The organism is Leifsonia sp. C5G2 (assembly GCF_013359685.1).
In the GTDB taxonomy this organism is placed as follows: domain Bacteria; phylum Actinomycetota; class Actinomycetes; order Actinomycetales; family Microbacteriaceae; genus Leifsonia.
Genome location: NZ_JABFMV010000001.1, coordinates 265,201 through 280,943, shown reverse-complemented (window position 1 = coordinate 280,943; position 15,743 = coordinate 265,201). Strand labels below are relative to the sequence as shown.

At 69.5% G+C, this 15,743-nt stretch carries 16 protein-coding genes; 7 read left to right on the top strand and 9 right to left on the bottom strand.

The window, feature by feature from the left end; translation table 11 throughout:
• Window positions 1-12: 12 nt before the first annotated feature.
• The 3 genes from HNO83_RS01300 to HNO83_RS01290 are packed head-to-tail and all read right to left on the bottom strand — an operon-like array spanning window position 13 to window position 3,795.
• Window positions 13-1,782 carry a class I mannose-6-phosphate isomerase gene (locus tag HNO83_RS01300; protein ID WP_175335688.1) on the bottom strand — a complete coding sequence of 590 codons (1,770 nt, stop codon included), beginning with the start codon at window positions 1,780-1,782 and terminating at the stop codon, window positions 13-15.
• Entirely contained in the window at window positions 1,779-2,723 is a 945-nt protein-coding gene (locus tag HNO83_RS01295) for an ROK family protein (RefSeq protein ID WP_175335687.1), read from the bottom strand. The genes HNO83_RS01300 and HNO83_RS01295 overlap by 4 nt, the downstream gene beginning before the upstream one ends.
• A gap of 46 nt (window positions 2,724-2,769) precedes the next feature.
• Window positions 2,770-3,795, bottom strand: coding sequence for a LacI family DNA-binding transcriptional regulator (locus HNO83_RS01290; protein ID WP_175335686.1), 1,026 nt, complete (start codon window positions 3,793-3,795; stop codon window positions 2,770-2,772).
• A gap of 166 nt (window positions 3,796-3,961) precedes the next feature.
• Between HNO83_RS01290 and HNO83_RS01285 the strand changes: the two genes are divergently transcribed.
• From HNO83_RS01285 to HNO83_RS01265, 5 genes are all read left to right on the top strand, one after another.
• A complete protein-coding gene (locus HNO83_RS01285; protein WP_175335685.1) occupies window positions 3,962-5,095 on the top strand; it encodes a DUF5005 domain-containing protein in 1,134 nt (377 codons plus the stop codon).
• A 313-nt stretch (window positions 5,096-5,408) separates the two neighbouring features.
• Window positions 5,409-5,924: a 50S ribosomal protein L10 gene (rplJ, locus tag HNO83_RS01280; RefSeq protein ID WP_175335684.1), complete on the top strand. Its 516-nt coding sequence runs from the start codon at window positions 5,409-5,411 to the stop codon at window positions 5,922-5,924.
• Between the two features lie 53 nt (window positions 5,925-5,977).
• Complete coding sequence (gene rplL, locus HNO83_RS01275) at window positions 5,978-6,367, top strand: 50S ribosomal protein L7/L12 (protein ID WP_064110997.1); 390 nt, start codon at window positions 5,978-5,980, stop codon at window positions 6,365-6,367.
• A 233-nt stretch (window positions 6,368-6,600) separates the two neighbouring features.
• Window positions 6,601-6,744, top strand: a complete 144-nt coding sequence (locus HNO83_RS01270; RefSeq protein ID WP_175335683.1) for a hypothetical protein — start codon at window positions 6,601-6,603, stop codon at window positions 6,742-6,744.
• Window positions 6,745-6,833: 89 nt separating this feature from the next.
• Complete coding sequence (locus HNO83_RS01265; protein ID WP_175335682.1) at window positions 6,834-7,484, top strand: class I SAM-dependent methyltransferase; 651 nt, start codon at window positions 6,834-6,836, stop codon at window positions 7,482-7,484.
• Here the strand turns inward: HNO83_RS01265 and HNO83_RS01260 are convergent.
• Window positions 7,479-8,942, bottom strand: coding sequence for an amino acid permease (locus HNO83_RS01260; protein WP_175335681.1), 1,464 nt, complete (start codon window positions 8,940-8,942; stop codon window positions 7,479-7,481). The genes HNO83_RS01265 and HNO83_RS01260 overlap by 6 nt on opposite strands.
• Before the next feature lie 90 nt (window positions 8,943-9,032).
• Here HNO83_RS01260 and HNO83_RS01255 point away from each other — a divergent pair, with 90 nt between their 5' ends.
• Window positions 9,033-9,497, top strand: a complete 465-nt coding sequence (locus HNO83_RS01255; protein WP_175335680.1) for a MarR family winged helix-turn-helix transcriptional regulator — start codon at window positions 9,033-9,035, stop codon at window positions 9,495-9,497.
• A 68-nt stretch (window positions 9,498-9,565) separates the two neighbouring features.
• A complete protein-coding gene (locus HNO83_RS01250; RefSeq protein WP_175335679.1) occupies window positions 9,566-10,804 on the top strand; it encodes an MFS transporter in 1,239 nt (412 codons plus the stop codon).
• Window positions 10,805-10,998: 194 nt separating this feature from the next.
• On the opposite strand, the gene HNO83_RS01245 is transcribed toward HNO83_RS01250, so the two are convergent.
• The 5 genes from HNO83_RS01245 to HNO83_RS01225 form a co-directional block, all read right to left on the bottom strand.
• Window positions 10,999-12,006: a LacI family DNA-binding transcriptional regulator gene (locus HNO83_RS01245; protein ID WP_175335678.1), complete on the bottom strand. Its 1,008-nt coding sequence runs from the start codon at window positions 12,004-12,006 to the stop codon at window positions 10,999-11,001.
• 13 nt (window positions 12,007-12,019) lie between these two features.
• On the bottom strand, window positions 12,020-12,259 hold the full coding sequence (locus tag HNO83_RS01240; protein ID WP_175335677.1) for a hypothetical protein: 240 nt from the start codon (window positions 12,257-12,259) through the stop codon (window positions 12,020-12,022).
• A 4-nt stretch (window positions 12,260-12,263) separates the two neighbouring features.
• Window positions 12,264-13,181, bottom strand: a complete 918-nt coding sequence (locus HNO83_RS01235) for a carbohydrate ABC transporter permease (RefSeq protein ID WP_175335676.1) — start codon at window positions 13,179-13,181, stop codon at window positions 12,264-12,266.
• On the bottom strand, window positions 13,178-14,221 hold the full coding sequence (locus tag HNO83_RS01230) for a carbohydrate ABC transporter permease (RefSeq protein WP_175335675.1): 1,044 nt from the start codon (window positions 14,219-14,221) through the stop codon (window positions 13,178-13,180). Before HNO83_RS01230 ends, HNO83_RS01235 begins: the two co-directional genes overlap by 4 nt.
• Window positions 14,222-14,304: 83 nt before the next feature.
• Complete coding sequence (locus HNO83_RS01225) at window positions 14,305-15,588, bottom strand: ABC transporter substrate-binding protein (RefSeq protein WP_175335674.1); 1,284 nt, start codon at window positions 15,586-15,588, stop codon at window positions 14,305-14,307.
• Between the last annotated feature and the right edge of the window lie 155 nt (window positions 15,589-15,743).

Sequence of the window (15,743 nt, the reverse complement as noted above, 5' to 3'; positions counted from 1 at the left end):
ACTGTGCGGTGTTCAGTTGTCGGTGGTGCTGGTGCCGCGCACCGAGGCCTTGACGGTCGCGAAGGCCTCGGCGGACGAGCCCGCCGCTCGGCGGACGATGTAGGGGCCGACGGCGGCCGGGACGATGAACGTCTCGGCGTAGTGGACCCGGAACGGGGCGAAGGCGCCGGTCGGGCTGACCACGTCGACGGCGTCACCCTCGACCAGGTTCAGCACGTTGACCGTGCCGTCGGTGTCGTGCTGCGCCTCGGTCTCGAACCAGTGCCTGCGCACCTCGAGGAACTCCAGCGCGTGGAGGCCGGTGCGCTCCTCGCGCACCCCGTCGCCCTCCGAGAGGAGCTCGACCTGGTCGAGGAGGTTCTCCCGCACCCAGTCGGTGTCGCGGTCCCACTGGATGTTGCGGCTGCCGTGCTCCAGGTGGACGGGACGCGGGATGCCGTCCAGCCCGAGGCGCCCCCAGTCCCACAGCTTGAAGGTGAAGATGAACGGCGTCGCCGAGATCTCGAGCACCATCGAGTTCGCCCCCGAGGCGTGGACGGTGCCCGCCGGGATCGAGAAGTGGTCGTGCTTGCGGGCCGGGAACACGTTGACGAAGCGTTCGGCGTCGAACGGGCGGTCGGGGTCGGCCGCGGCCTCGAGCGCCCGCAGCATCTCGTCGCGGTCCACGCCGTTCTTGAGGCCCAGGTAGACGACCGCATCGTCCTCCGCGTCGAGCAGGTAGTAGCTCTCGTCCTGCGTGTAGTGCATCCCGAAGGTGTCGAGGATGTAGTCCGTCAGCGGGTGGACCTGAAGGGAGAGGTTGCCGCCCTCGACCGTGTCGAGGAAGTCGAAGCGGATCGGGAACTCCGCACCGAAGCGCGCGAAGGTCTTCGCGCCGAGCAGCTCCCGCGGCCGGGTGAGCACGAGGTCCATCGCGGGGATCTCGACGACGCGGCCGTCGGCCTCCAGCAGCAGCGAGTTCTCCTCGGGGACGCAGTCGAAGCACCAGGCGTAGTTGGCCGGGCCGTCCTCGAGGTCGAGGGTGCGCTTCATCCACTGGCCGCCCCAGACGCCGGGGTCGAAGAACGGGACGACGCGGAACGGCGCGGTGCTGGCGGCGGCGAGCGCGCCACGGAAGGCGTCGCCGGTGATCAGGCCCGCCTCCGGGATGCTGGTGTTGGTGTCGAGCACGTAGTCGAGCCGGTCGAACAGCGTGCGCTTGTGCCGGTCGGCCGTGCGCCACTCCACGAAGAAGCCCCGCTTGTACTTGCGCAGGATGTCCTCTCCGGGGTTGGCCGCGTGCCAGTTCGTCGCCCCGGCACGGTGGCGGCGCTGGATCTCCCAGCGCGCGAGGTCGGCGAGCACGAGCACGCTCGGCCCGACCGGGACGAGGGAGGCGCCCCAGCCGACGAGCACGGTCGGCCGGCGGGAGGCGGAGACGGCCGCCCCCAGCTCCTCCAGCTCGGCCGCGAGGTAGAACTCGTCCAGGGTGAAGTGGCTCATCACGCCGAACACGCGGTCGTCGGTGAGGTTGCGGGCGATCATCGCCTCGAGCTGCTCGGCGGGCTTGGCGGCGACCTCCATGTCGATGACCGCGTACTCGGGGAGTGCCGCCTGCAGCTCGGCGACCAGGGCGGGGACGTCGACTCCGGGGTACGCGTCGACCGCGATGACCGGCTGACCGCCGGCCGTGCGGGCCGCCCGGTCCAGCTCCGCCCAGGCCTCCGCGCCGGAGAGGATGCGGCTGCCGGCCGGAAGGGGGATGCTCGGCTGGCGGTCGTACGTGGAGGGGGCGGTCGTCACGAGAGGTCCTTTCGGGAAGCGGCGGCCGAGAGGCCGAGGAGCACCGAGTGCTCGGGCGCTTCCGGGGAGATCAGGGGCGGGCGGAAGGAGGACGACCACAGGTGCTCGTGCACCACGGCGGTGAGACGGGGGAGGAGGAGGTCGGCGGCGCGCATCGCCCCGCCGGAGACGATCACCGTCTCGGGGTCGTAGGCATGGCACATCCCGACGATCGCGGCAGACCAGGCGAGTACGAAGCGGTCGAGCACGCGGGCCGCCACCTCGTCGCCGGAGCGGTCGATCAGCTCCTTGAGGCCGGGCGCGGAGCCGTCGGGGGTGGCGAGCGCTGCCGCGAGCGCCCGGTCGGCGGCGGCGTCGCGCTGGAGCGCCCAGGTGCTCGCGACCGCTTCGGCGCAGCCGATGTTGCCGCAGGTGCACGGCGGTCCGTCGAGCTGGACCGTGATGTGTCCACCGAGGATGCCCGCGTGGTCGTGGGGGCCGCGCAGCAGGACGCCGTCGACCAGGGCGGCCGTGCCGATCCCGGTGCCGAGGGTGACGAGAACGGTGTCGCGGGCGCCGGCGGCGCAGCCGTGGGTCGTCTCGCCCAGGAGGGCGGCCCGGGCGTCGTTCTCGACGACCGCCGCCGCACCGAAGGCGTCGCGCGACCAGGCCCCGAGGTCGCGCCCGAGCGCCCAGCCGTACTTGCCGTGCGCCGCGACGAGGGAGGCGGTGGGGCGGTCCACCACTCCCGGCACGGCGATCCCGACCGCGTCGAACGGCTGCGACAGGCCGCCGGCGGCCGCGGCCACCGCGTCGAGGTCGCGCTCGCTGCCCGTGTTCGGGAGGGCGGTCGCGGCGAGCGTGCGGGAGCCCTCGAGGACACCGAGTTTGATCTCGGTGCCGCCGAAGTCGATGCACAGCACGCCCACGTCCGGGTCCTTCCGTCTTGGTATCGTTACCATTGCACATCGTCCAGATCGGCGTCAACTTCGCCGGGCGGACATCCCGTCAGGGCCGGGCGATGCGCAGTGGCGTCGGCATCTGCAGGGACCGCGGTGCGGCCTCCGTCCGGCCGAGCAGACGGTCGAACAGCAGTCGCGCGGCCTCGCGGCCCAGGGCCCGCGGATCGTGGGTGACGATCGTGACCGGCATCGGCATCAGCTCGGCCAGCTCGAAGTCGTCGAACCCGACGATGGCCGGCAGGTCCTCGTTCGCCTGCATCCGGCCGGCGAGGGCCCGGATGGCGCCGATCGTGTTCCGGTTGTTGGCGGTGAAGACGGCGGTCGGCGGGTCGGGGAGCGCGAGCAGCTCCGTCATGGCGGCCGAGGCGGTCTCCACATCCTGCTGCCCCCGCCGCACCAGCGCAGGGTCGAAGGGGATCCCGGCGGCGTCGAGCGCCTCGCGGTAACCCTCGAAACGGCGCCGGCCCGTGAAGACGCTGGTCACGTTGCCCAGGTAGGCGATCCGGCGGTGACCGGCCTCGATCACGGCGGCCGTGCCCCGCCGCGCGCCTCCGACGTCGTCGAGCACGACGGAGTCGGCCGGGACGCCCGGCACCGTGCGGGAGGCCAGCACGAGCGGCCGTCCGCGCAGGGCCTCCTCGTGCAGGTGAGCGGCGTCCTCGCCGGAGGGGACGACGATCAGTCCCTCGACCTGGCGGCCGATGAAGTCGGTGACGAGCTGCCGCTCGCGCGCGATGTCCTCGCCGGTGTTCCCGAGGAGGATGCGCCGGCCGTACTGCGCGGCGACCTCTTCGACTCCCAGGGCGAAGTTGCCGTAGTACGGGTTGCCGAGGTTGGTGATGGCGACGCCGACGAGCCCGCTGGTGTGGCCGGGCCGGAGGCTGCGCGCGTTCTCGTTGCGGTGGTAGCCGAGCGCGCGGGCCGCCTCGAACACGCGGTCCTGCACGTCGGGCCGGACGTTCTTGCCGCCCGCGAGCGTGCGGGAGACCGTCATCGGGCTGACGCCGGCGAGCTGCGCGACTTCTCGGACGGTCGGCGGCTTCGCCTGGCCGTCCGGCAACGTCTCGGTCATCGTGGCTCCTCCGCCGGTCTCCGGCTCCAACCTAGCCGAGCACTCCCGTCGGCGGCGTGGGGGTGCTATGGTGTCCCGCAGTTGATAACGATATCAACGATGCGGACCACCCGCACACCATGGACACCGCCGTCCGGCGCCCGGACGGCGAACCGATCGGAGAGCCATGCACCGCACGCCTCGCCCCTTCCGCAGGGCCGCCCTGGGCTCCGCCCTCGCCGCCGTCGCGGCCGCCGTCGCCGCCACCCTCGCCGCTCCCGCCGCCGTGGCGGAGACGGACGCGCCATCCCTGTCGACCGCTGCCCCTCCCGCCGTGTCCGCGACGGTGGATGCCACCCTCACCCAGCGGTTCGGCCACTACGGCGACACCGCCGGACGCTGGACCGGCGCCGACTCGGCCTACAGCGTCCCGCTGCCCGGAGGGGCAATCGCTTGGCTGTACTCCGACACGTTCCTCGGCCGGGTGAACGCCGACCACTCCCGGCCGGCGGACTCGCCGTTCATCCACAACTCGATCGTCGTCGACCGCAAGGGCACCCTCACGACCTACACCGGCGGGACCGCCGCGGCCCCGGAGTCGCTGGTGACCGTTGCGGGCGGCGACGAGGGGAAGGACTGGTACTGGTTCGGAGACGGCACAGTGGAGGGCTCGCACCTGCGCGTCATGCTGCTGCACTTCCGCAAGACCGGCGACGGGCCGTTCGACTTCGCCTATGCGGGGAGCGCTGTCGCCTCCTTCGATGTGCACTCCCTGCGGCTGGAGGGGGTCGTCGATCGGCCGGCCGGAACCGTCCAGTGGGGCTCGGCGATCCTGGAGGACGGCCCGTGGACCTACGTCTACGGCGTGGAGGACCTGCAGGCGACCAAGTACATGCACGTGGCGCGCGTGCGGACGAACGGTCTCACCCGCGCGCCGTGGCAGTTCTGGACGGGTTCGGGCTGGTCGGCGGACGAGTCCGCCTCGGGCCGCGTCATGGAAGGGGTCGCCAACGAGTACAGCGTGTCCAAGTTCCAGGGCGGCTACGCGCTCGTGACCAGCGACGCGACCGAGATCCTCAGTCAGCACGTCGTGCTCTACCGGTCCTCGTCCCCGGTGGGCCCGTTCACCGGCAAGACCCTTCTCTACACGACCCCGGAGACCTCGGGGAACGTCTTCACCTACAACGCCAAGGCGCATCCGGAACTGGGCGACCGCGACACGCTGCTGGTGACCTACAACGTCAACAGCTTCGACACCGCCGACGTGTACCGGAACGTCGACAACTACCGGCCGCGCTACATCGACGTCCATCTCGGCTGATCGTCTCGCCCGGTTGCACGTCGTGGCGGGAATCCGGCCGGAACAGCCGCCACGACGTGCACCTCGGGGTCGAGTTGCGGACGCATGCCCGCATCCCGTAGCCTGTTCTGAGCCAAAGACCGCTGGTCGTCGTGCATGCACGACCGAAGTTCCACTCAGGTGGAGGCCCGCGCAGGTGTGTGAAGCAAATCTCCGCGAGTTCCTTGCGGTCGTCAGCTCCGTGCCCTGCGCCGGAGCTTTTTTCTTTGCCCGGCGGTCTCTGGTCGGCACACCGCTCCCGCGGTGTGCGACGAAGAAGATTGAGGAGTAGGCCATGGCGAACAAGGAAGCCACGGTTGCCGAGCTCGAAGGACTGTTCGAGAGCTCGACCGCCGTTCTGCTGACCGAGTACCGCGGTCTCACTGTTGCTCAGCTCAAGACGCTGCGCAAGTCCATCAGTGAGCACGCGACGTACGCCGTGGTGAAGAACACGCTGACCAAGATCGCGGCCAACAAGGCAGGCATCTCGTCGTTCGACGACGAGCTCGCCGGTCCGTCCGCGATCGCCTTCGTGCACGGTGACCCTGTCGCCGTCGCGAAGTCGCTGCGTGACTTCGCCAAGGCAAACCCTCTGCTGGTGGTCAAGGGCGGTTACTTCGACGGTAACGCTCTGACCGCAGAAGAGGTAGGCAAGCTCGCCGACCTCGAGTCCCGTGAGGTTCTGCTGGCCAAGCTGGCCGGCGCCTTCAAGGCCTCGCTGTTCGGAGCCGCATATCTGTTCAACGCACCGCTGTCGCAGGCCGTTCGCACGGTCGACGCGCTGCGTGAGAAGCAGGAGTCCGCTGCCTGATCCGTCCCGGATCCTGCCAGCGGTGAGTAACCACAGAAACTAAGGAGAGAACAATGGCAAAGCTGTCGACTGACGAGCTGCTCGACGCGTTCAAGGAGCTCACGCTCATCGAGCTCAGCGAGTTCGTGAAGAAGTTCGAGGAGACCTTCGAGGTCACCGCCGCCGCCCCCGTCGCCGTGGCCGCCCCGGCCGCCGGTGGTGCGGGTGCCGCCGCCGAAGAGGTCGAGGAGAAGGATTCCTTCGACGTCGTCCTCGAGGCCGCCGGTGACAAGAAGATCCAGGTCATCAAGGAGGTGCGCGCCCTCACCAGCCTCGGCCTCGGTGAGGCGAAGGCCCTCGTCGATGGCGCGCCGAGCACCGTGCTCGAGGGCGCCAACAAGGAGACCGCCGACAAGGCGAAGGCCCAGCTCGAAGAGGCTGGCGCCACCGTCACCCTCAAGTAATTCGCGCCCTTCGGGGCTCTTCTTACTGACAGGCTGACAGGCTCGTCGTATCGCGACGCGGACTCCTCGCAATAGAGAGTGTCCGCGTTGTGGAGGGCGTCGCCCCCGCAACGGGGCGACGCCCTCCGTGCGTTAACGCGCCCGGACGCGGATGCTCATCCATCCCATCGCGTCCGATCGCGCCTGCCAGCGTGCATCGGTGTGCAAGGACGCACAACGGAAGAAGAGCCACCATGAATACGAGTTCCTGGCGTACCTACGCCGCCCGGCTGCGCGACTTCGGTCACGCGCTGCTCCACGGGGAGCCCCGCGACAGCGGGTGCCACCCGCCGGATCTGTGCCGCAGGACCCTCCTCTACGACAGGTACCTGCGGTAACACCCCCCACCACGATTCGTGCCGAATGTGCGCTTTTCCCGCGGGATGACGCACATTCGGCACGAATCGCCCGGCTCTAGACTCCGAGGGTGAGTACGGAGCACCCGGACGTGACCGAGACCCGCACCGCGTACGACCTCGTCGCCGAGGACTACGCGGCCCTGCTACGGGACGACCTGGCGCAGAGCGAGTACGACCGCGCCATGCTCGGCGTCTTCGCGGAGCAGGTGGCCCGCGCGGGCGGCGGACTCGTCGGCGATCTCGGCTGCGGCCCCGGCCGCATCACGGGCCACCTGGCAGCCCTCGGGATGGACGTGGTCGGCATCGACCTGTCCCCACGCATGGTGGATGTCGCGCGGCGCGAGCATCCCGCGCTGCGGTTCGAGGTCGCGTCGATGGCCGCTCTGCCTTTCGCCGACGGCGAGCTCGCGGGCGCGCTCGCCTGGTACTCCGTCATCCACACGCCCGAGGAACGACAGCCGGAGCTGTACTCCGAGTTCGCCCGCGTCGTCCGCCCGGGTGGCGCTCTGCTGCTCGCGTTCCAGGCGGGTCAGGACATCGTGCATCTGACGCATGCCTACGGACACGACATCGACCTCCGGACACGGCGGCAGGACCCGGCCGCGGTGCTCCGGCGCCTCGACGACGCGGGGTTCGAACTGCTCGCGGAGTTCGTGACCCAGCCCGTGCCGCCGCAGAAGTCGCCGCAGGGGTATGTGCTGGCACGCCGGCGCTCATGAATCGTCGGCCGGGCCGTTGCCCGCTCCCACCAGGGAGCCGCGGTCGGCGACCTGTTCCGGCGCGTCGGGGACGATGCGGCGCCGCACGGCGAACCATCCGATGACCAGCGCCGGCACGGCGAGCACGACGACCGCGCCGAAGGTCAGCGTGCCGGTCGGATAGTCGAGCAGGATGAGCAGGGCGACGGCGCCGAGGAACCCGAAGGTGAGGTACCCGCTCCATGGCGACCACGGCATCCGGAACCGCGGACGCTCCAGCACCCCCTCGAGAGACCGGCGACGCAACCGCAGCTGACAGGCCACGATGACGCCCCAGACCACCAGTTGGCCGAGGGAGGTCATGTTGAGCCCGACCTCGAACGCGCCCTCCGGGATGACGGCGTTGAGCCCGACGCCGACCAGGGCGAACAGACCCGTGATGAGGATGCCGCCGTACGGCACTCCCGCCCGGTTCAGCCGTCCCGCGAAGGCGGGCGCCGTTCCGCGCTGGGCCAGGGCACGCGCGATGCGGCCCGTCGAGTAGAGGCCGGCGTTGAGGGACGACAGGGCGGCGGTGAGCACGACCAGGTTCATCACCGAGTCGGCGCCGGCGACGCCGATGGAGGAGAAGAAGGTCACGAAGGGGCTCTCGCCTGCCGTGTAGGCGGACGTGGGGAGCAGCAGCGAGAGGAGGAGGATCGAGCCCACGTAGAAGACGGCGATGCGCAGGATGACGGTGTTGACCGCGCGGGGCATGGTCTTCTCCGGGTCGGCGGTCTCACCGGCTGCGGTGCCGATGAGCTCGATGGCGCCGTATGCGAACACCACGCCCTGCACGACCAGGACGAGGGGGAGGAGGCCGCTCGGCAGCATCCCGCCGTTGTCGGCGATCAGGGAGAACCCGGGAGTGTGGCCGCCGACCTCCTGACCGAAGACGATGAAGCCGACGCCGATGACGAAGAAGAGCACCAGCGAGGCCACCTTGATGAGGGCGAACCAGAACTCGAGCTCGCCGAACACCTTCACCGACAGCAGGTTGAGCCCGATCACGAGGAGGAGGGCGCCGAGCGCCCACGCCCACTGCGGGACCTCGCCGAACCACGGGATGTAGCGGCCGAAGAAGTTCAGGTACAGCGCGATGGCGGTGGTGTCGACGATCGCGATCATCGCCCAGTACATCCAGTAGACCCATCCGGTGACGAACGCGAGGCGCTCGCCGAAGAGCTCCCGGGCGTAGACCACGAAGGACCCGGAGTCGGGACGGTGCACGACCAGCTCGCCGAGGGCCCGAAGGATCAGGAACGCGAACACCCCGCAGATGGCGTAGGCGAACATGAGGCCGGGACCGGCGGACTCCAGGCGGCCGCCGGCGCCGAGGAACAGCCCTGTTCCGATCGCGCCGCCGATGGCCATCATCTGGATGTGTCGTCGTTTGAGGCCGCGGTGGTACTGCCGGCCGGAGTCGAACGTCTTTGTCATGCGGGAAGTCAACTACCTCCCCATACCTCGGGCGCAAACACGGGTGGCCGCAATTGACGAAACATAGGCAAGCTATATATAATGGAGGTCATGCCCGAGACACCCGAACTCCGCCAGATCATCGGCGACCTCGTCGTCGCCGCGCACCGCCTCGCACGGCTCGCCGCCCAGGTCACGGGGAGCACCGAATCGCCCGCCACTTGGCGCACCCTCAGCGTGCTCCAGAGCGGCGGCCCGATGCGGCTCGGCGAGCTGGCGACTCAGAGCCGGGTCTCGCAGCCGACCATGACCAAGCTCGTCCGCAACCTCGTCGACGCCGAATGGGTGAAGCGCATCGCCGACGCCGACGACGCGCGCGCCTGGCAGATCGCCGTCACCGAGAAGGGGGTGGACGCGCTGCAGACCTGGCGCGACGAGCTCTCGGCCGCCCTGGTCCCGATGTTCTCGGACCTGAGCGAGGCCGAGGTCGCCGCCATGCGCACGACCGTCGAGATCATCGGGTCGCGGGTCGACCTCTCCGCGGCGACCTCGGCGGCCGTGGCCGGAAGCCGCTAAAGCGTCGCGCGCCGACCTCCCCTCCCACCCCTCACCCACTCGATCGTCCAAGGAGCCGACACCCCTCCATGTCCCATGAACGCCCCACCAGCATCCTGAAGCAGCCGACCGCCGTCTGGGCCGTCGCCTTCGCGTCCGTCATCGCCTTCATGGGCATCGGGCTCGTCGACCCGATCCTGCCCGCGATCGCCAAGAGCCTCCAGGCGACGCCGACCCAGACGGAGATGCTGTTCACCAGCTACCTCCTCATCACCGGCGTCGCCATGTTCTTCACCAGCTGGATCTCGAGCCGCATCGGCGCGAAGCGCACGCTGCTCATCGGCCTGGCCCTGATCGTCGTATTCGCGCTCGCGGCGGGCCTCTCGCAGAATGTCGAGTCGATCATCGGCTTCCGCGCGGGCTGGGGCCTCGGCAACGCGCTGTTCATCTCGACCGCTCTCGCCACCATCGTCGGGGCCGCATCCGGCGGCACCTCGTCGGCGATCATCCTGTACGAGGCGGCCCTCGGGCTCGGCATCGCCATCGGGCCGCTCCTCGGCGGACTCCTCGGCAGCTGGAGCTGGCGCGGACCGTTCTTCGGCACAGCGACCCTGATGGCCATCGGCTTCATCGCGATCGTCGTGCTGCTCAAGAAGAACCCGGAGAAGCCGACCCCGACGCGCCTGTCCGCTCCGTTCCGCGCGCTGGGCAAGCCGGCGCTCGGCTTCCTCGCCGCCGCCGCGCTGTTCTACAACATCGGCTTCTTCGTCCTGCTCGCCTACACGCCGTTCGCGCTCGTCCCGCTCGGCGTGGAGGACGCGATCACGCTGGGCCTCATCTTCTTCGGCTGGGGCGTGGCCCTCGCGGTCACCTCCGTCTGGGTCGCGCCGCTGCTCACCTCCCGCCTCCCTCGGACGCGGGTGCTGTGGCTGGTGATGCCGCTGCTCGCGCTCGACCTGCTCGCCGCCGGCCTCTGGGTGAACTCGCTGGTCGCTCTGATCGTCTGCGTCATCGTCGGCGGTCTCCTGCTCGGCATCCTGAACACCGTGCTCACCGAGTGCGTGATGGAGGCCACCGACCTCCCGCGCACCGTCGCGTCGAGCGCCTACTCCGGCGTGCGCTTCCTCGGCGGCGCCATCGCGCCGCCGGCCGCGACCCTGCTCGCCGACACCGTGAGCCGCGCGATGCCGTTCTACGCGGGCGGGATCTCCGTGCTCGTCGCGGCAGCGCTCATCGTCGTCGGCCACAAGCATCTCAAGCGCGTGGACGCCCCGACGGAGACCGCCCAGCAGGAGGCGGAGGTCCTGGCCCTCGCCGACGCCGACTGACGGCCGCGCTCCTCGACGAGAACGTTCCCGGCACGCGAAGAGCCGCCCTGACGAGTCAGGGCGGCTCTTCCCGTCATGTGGGCCCCGATAGCCCGACGGACGATCCCATCAGCCGGTCGCGCCTACCCGAAAGGCACGGTCGGCCGGATGATCGCGACACCTATTCTCTCAGACTGCGAGAACGTTTCCGCGCATCAGCGTGGCGGAGCGGTGGAGGACCGCACCACCAGGCTCACCGGGGAACTGACCGAGCTGACCCGGGGCTCGGCACCGCCGAGCTCGTCCAGGAGGATGCGCGCGGCCATCGCGCCCTGCTCGAACGGGTCCTGCGCCATCGTCGTCAGGCCGAACCCCGCCGCGTAGTCGTGGTCGTCGATCCCGATGACCGAGAGGTCCTCCGGCACGCGGAGGCCGTGGTCGCCCGCCGCGAGGATGGCGCCGAACGCCATTTCGTCCGAGCCGGCGAAGACGGCCGTGGGCCGGGGGCCCGGGCGGTCGAGCAGCCGGTTCATCGCCGCGCGGCTCTCCGGCAGCGAGAACCCGCCGGGGATGACCCACTCCGGTCGCACGGTGAGTCCGGCGTCGCGCATCGCGTCCTTGAAGCCGTGCAGCCGGCCGATCGGCACCTGGCTGTTCAGCCCCTCCTCGTCCTCGCCGCCCAGGTGCGCGATGCCGGTGTGCCCGAGCGAGATCAGGTGCGACGTCGCGGTGTAAGCCGTCGATGTCTCGTCGATGCCGACGCTGCGCAGACCCTTCACCGGGCCGCCCACCACGATCGTCGGGTGGCCGAGGGTCGCCAGCTGCTCGCGCTCGGCGGGGGTGAAGTCGAGGCACAGGGCCAGCAGTGCATCCGTGCGCTTGCGCAGGATGCTGCGGTGGAACACGCGCTCCCGGTCGCCCCGGTGGCCGCCCAGGTTGAACAGGATCATGTCGTAGCTCGCCGCCCGGAGCTCCGCATCCACACCCTCCAGCACCTGGGTGTAGAACCAGCGGCTCACCGACGGGACGACCACGCCCATCGCGAGCGTGCGTCCGCTCGCGAGCCCGGACGCGCTCGACGACGCGACGTAGCCGAGCTCGTCGGCCGCGCGCCGCACGGCCGCCCGCGTCTTGTCGGAGACGTTCGGGAGGCCGCGCAGCGCCCGGGAGACGGTGGCCGTCGAGACCCCGGTCGCGCGCGCGACCTCCTCGATACCCGCCATCGGACCGGTCCGTTCAGGAGTCCTGGCGCTCGAACCGCGCCTCCTCGGCCTCCTGCCGCCGCGCGATGATGCGACGGCGCAGCTGCAGGAGGCCGATGAAGGCGAGCACGAGCACCAGCAGGGTGAGCGCCCACCCGAGCGCCGGCTCGCCGGTCAGCTCGCAGAAGACGGTGATGCCGAGGAAGGCGACCGAGAAGAAACCGACGAAGCCGAGGCCAACGTCGACCACTTCACGGGAATCACGCCAGCGCATCCGATCAGCCCTTCACGCCGCCGGCCGTCAGACCCGCCACGATGCGGCGCTGGAAGATCAGCACCAGGATGATCAGCGGGACGACCACGATCGTTCCGGCCGCCATGATCGCGGTGTACGGCTCCTGGTGCGGCTGGGTGCCGGTGAAGGAGGCGATGGCCACCGTGACCGGCTGCGTCCGGTCGCTGGAGAGCTGGCTGGAGATCAGGAACTCGTTCCACGAGGAGATGAACGCCAGGATCGCGGTCGTGAACACGGCGGGCGCCGCCAGCGGCAGGATCACCTTCCGGAACGCCTGCGCCTGCGTGCACCCGTCGATCCGCGCCGCCTCCTCCAGGTCCCACGGCATCTCGCGGAAGAACGAGGTGAGCGTGTAGACCGTCAGCGGCAGGGCGAACGAGATCTCCGGGATGATCAGCGCCTGGTAGGTGCCCATCCACCCGATGTTCGTGAACAGCTGGAACAGCGGGGTGATGAGCGCGACACCCGGGAACATCGACGCCGCCAGGATCACGCCGAGCACGATGCCCTTGAACTTGAAGTCCAGGCGGGCGAGCGCGTACGAGGCGAAGATGCCGACGACCAGCGAGATGATCGTGACGCAGACGCCGATGAACAAAGAGTTCAGCAGCGCGCCCGGCAGGTTGTTGCCGAGCTGGGTGGACAGCGCGGTCGCGTAGTTGTCCCAGGTGAAGTGGGTGAACCACGGGGTGTTGTCGAAGGTGAAGCCGACATCCCGGAACGAGGTGACGACCATCCAGTAGAACGGCAGCAGGCACCACAGCACGATCACGATCGCCTGGATTCCGGTGCGCGCGCTCTGGCTGCGGCGGCGCCGAGCGGCGGTGCGCCGCTTCGTCGTGGTGCGGGGGAGGCTCTCTGCCTCGGTCGTGGCGGCGGCGGGCCCGGCGACGGCGGTCATCGCTTCGCTCCCTTCTGCTGGTCCTCCTGCGTTCTGACCACGTTCGTCCCGAGTATCCGGACGAAGATGAACGCGATCAGGAAGATGATGATGAACGTGATGGTCGACAGAGCCGCTGCGCTGTTGAACCCTTGCCTGATCTGGTCGACGACGAGGATCGAGAGGGTCGTCGTGGCATGTCCGGTCCCGCCTCCGCCGCCGGTGAGGATCTGCGGCAGGTCGTAGATGCGGAGCGCGTCGAGAACGCGGAACAGGATGGCGACCATGAGCGCCGGCTTCAGCAGCGGCATGGTCACCCGCCAGAAGCGCTGCCAGGTGCTCGCGCCGTCCATCTTCGCCGCCTCGTAGACGTCCTCCGGGATGAGCTGGAGGCCGGCGAGGATGAGCAGCGCCATGAACGGCGTCGTCTTCCAGGTGTCGGCGATGATGACCGCGAACCGGGACGCCCACTCGTCGGAGGTCCACAGGATGCGGGCGCCGATGAGGGCGTTGGCGACGCCGGCGACCGAGAAGATGAAGAACCACAGCTTCGCGGTGACGGCGGTGGGGATGGCCCACGGAATCAGGATGGCCGCGCGGACGAAGCCGCGGCCGCGGAAGGCCCGGTTCATGATGAGGGCGAACCAGAGGCCGAGCAGGGTCTCCAGGATCACGGTGGTCACCGTGAAGAAGAAGGTGACGAAGACCGAGCTCCAGAACGCCGAGCCCAGGTTTCCGGGCGGGCAGCTGATCGTGGTCCCGTTCGGGCCGGCGCACTGCTGGAACAGCCAGTGCGCGTAGTTCTCGAAGCCGGCGAAGCCGCCCTGCACGAACAGGCCGGTGGCCGGGTCGAGGCCGGCGTCCTTCTGGAAGGACATCACGATCGCCTGCACCACCGGGTAGCCGATGACGATGGCGAGCAGGACGAGGGTCGGGATGATGAGGTAGAGGGCCCAGCGGCTCTGCTGGCGGCGGTTCTGCTTGACGCCGGCGCGGACGGGCTTCTTGCCTCCGGCGCCGGTCTGGGTGGATGAGGGGGCGACGACGTTCGACGTTGACATGTGTGCCTCCGGATGGGGGTCGGAAGGAGGGGAGCCGGGCGGCGGGAGAGTTCCCGCCGCCCGGCGACCGATTCAGGCCGGGATCAGCCGGCGCTGGCGGTGTTGATCGCCGACGCCATGTCCTTCAGCGCCTGGTCGACCGACTTGTCGCCCTTCAGGGCGGCGTAGGCGTTGTCCTGCACGGCCTTGGTGATGGCCGGGTAGAACGGGGACACCGGCCGCGGCACGGCGTTCTCGATCGACGTCTTCAGCGTCGACAGGTACGGCAGCTGGCTGTTCAGCGATGCGTCGTCGTACAGCGAGGACACGACCGGTGCGAGCGAGCCCTGGGTCACGAAGAACTTCTGCGTCTCTTCGCTCTGCAGGAACTTCAGGAACTCGAAGGCGGTGGCCTTGTGCTTGGAGTAGACGCTGATCGCCGCGTTGTGACCGCCGAGGCTGGAGACGCCCGGCTTGTCCGCGCTGATGCCGGGCAGCGGCGCGATGCCGAAGGTGTCCTTCACCGTCGAGGAGCCGTCCGTCTTGGCCAGGTTGTACACGTACGGCCAGTTGCGCAGGAACATCAGCTTGCCGGCCTCGAACGCCTGCCGGCCCTGCTCCTCCTGGTAGGTGATGGCCTCGGCCGGGATCTGGCCGTTCTTGAAGCCGTCCACCAGCCGGGTCAGGCCCGCCTTCGCCTCGGGGCTGTCCACGGTGACCTTCTTGCCGTCGGAGCCGACGATGGTGCCGCCGTTGGTGTTGATCGCTTCGGCGACGTTCACCGTGAGGCCCTCGTACTGCGCGAACTGACCGGCGTAGCAGCCGATGCCCTTCGCCTTGGCGATGTCGCAGTCCTTGAGCATCTCATCCCACGTCTTCGGCGGGGACTGGACCAGGTCCTTGCGGTAGTACAGGATGCCGCCGTCGGAGGTCTGCGGGGCCGCGTACTGCGTGCCGTTGTAGGTGCCCGACTTGACGGTCGGCGCGAGCAGGGCGGAGTTGTCCATCTTGAACGTGCCGGTCAGCGGCTGGAGCCAACCCTTCGCGGCGAACTCACCCGTCCAGACGACGTCGACGTCGACGACGTCGTAGTTGGCGTCCTTCGCCTGGAAGTGCTGCACCAGATCGTCGTGCTGCTGGTCGGCCTGGTCGGTCTGCTCCTTGAAGGTGACCTTCTCGTCCGGGTGGGCCTTGTTCCACTTCTCGATCAGCGGGCGGACGACGTTCGAGTTGTCCTTGCCCTGCACGTAGGTGATCGGGCCCTTGCCGTCGGTGTTCGCGCCGGCGTCGCCGCCGCCGCTTCCGGAGCCACCGCCACCGGTGCATCCAGCCAGTGCGAGACCCGCAAGGGCCACACCGGCGATCACGGAGAGACGTGCTGCTTTCATTTCACTCCTCGTTGAGCTCTTGGTGCGAGCGCGGCTGCGCCCGCCGAAACCGTACCCCTCCGTTCACCCTTGATGCAAGCGTTTACGTCAAGCGCTTGCATCACGGTTCGATCACGCGGCGACGCCCCGTCGGGCGTTCTCCCAGCGCGTACGCG

Coding starts and splice junctions, on each gene's coding strand:
- HNO83_RS01260 (WP_175335681.1), bottom strand. CDS start 8,942: ATGACAAAGACGTTCGACTCCGGCCGGCAGTACCACCGCGGCCTCAAA.
- HNO83_RS01235 (WP_175335676.1), bottom strand. CDS start 13,181: ATGACCGCCGTCGCCGGGCCCGCCGCCGCCACGACCGAGGCAGAGAGC.
- HNO83_RS01285 (WP_175335685.1), top strand. CDS start 3,962: ATGCACCGCACGCCTCGCCCCTTCCGCAGGGCCGCCCTGGGCTCCGCC.
- HNO83_RS01255 (WP_175335680.1), top strand. CDS start 9,033: ATGCCCGAGACACCCGAACTCCGCCAGATCATCGGCGACCTCGTCGTC.
- rplJ (WP_175335684.1), top strand. CDS start 5,409: ATGGCGAACAAGGAAGCCACGGTTGCCGAGCTCGAAGGACTGTTCGAG.
- HNO83_RS01240 (WP_175335677.1), bottom strand. CDS start 12,259: ATGCGCTGGCGTGATTCCCGTGAAGTGGTCGACGTTGGCCTCGGCTTC.
- HNO83_RS01250 (WP_175335679.1), top strand. CDS start 9,566: ATGTCCCATGAACGCCCCACCAGCATCCTGAAGCAGCCGACCGCCGTC.
- HNO83_RS01290 (WP_175335686.1), bottom strand. CDS start 3,795: ATGACCGAGACGTTGCCGGACGGCCAGGCGAAGCCGCCGACCGTCCGA.
- HNO83_RS01225 (WP_175335674.1), bottom strand. CDS start 15,588: ATGAAAGCAGCACGTCTCTCCGTGATCGCCGGTGTGGCCCTTGCGGGT.
- HNO83_RS01270 (WP_175335683.1), top strand. CDS start 6,601: ATGAATACGAGTTCCTGGCGTACCTACGCCGCCCGGCTGCGCGACTTC.
- HNO83_RS01245 (WP_175335678.1), bottom strand. CDS start 12,006: ATGGCGGGTATCGAGGAGGTCGCGCGCGCGACCGGGGTCTCGACGGCC.
- rplL (WP_064110997.1), top strand. CDS start 5,978: ATGGCAAAGCTGTCGACTGACGAGCTGCTCGACGCGTTCAAGGAGCTC.
- HNO83_RS01230 (WP_175335675.1), bottom strand. CDS start 14,221: ATGTCAACGTCGAACGTCGTCGCCCCCTCATCCACCCAGACCGGCGCC.
- HNO83_RS01295 (WP_175335687.1), bottom strand. CDS start 2,723: ATGGTAACGATACCAAGACGGAAGGACCCGGACGTGGGCGTGCTGTGC.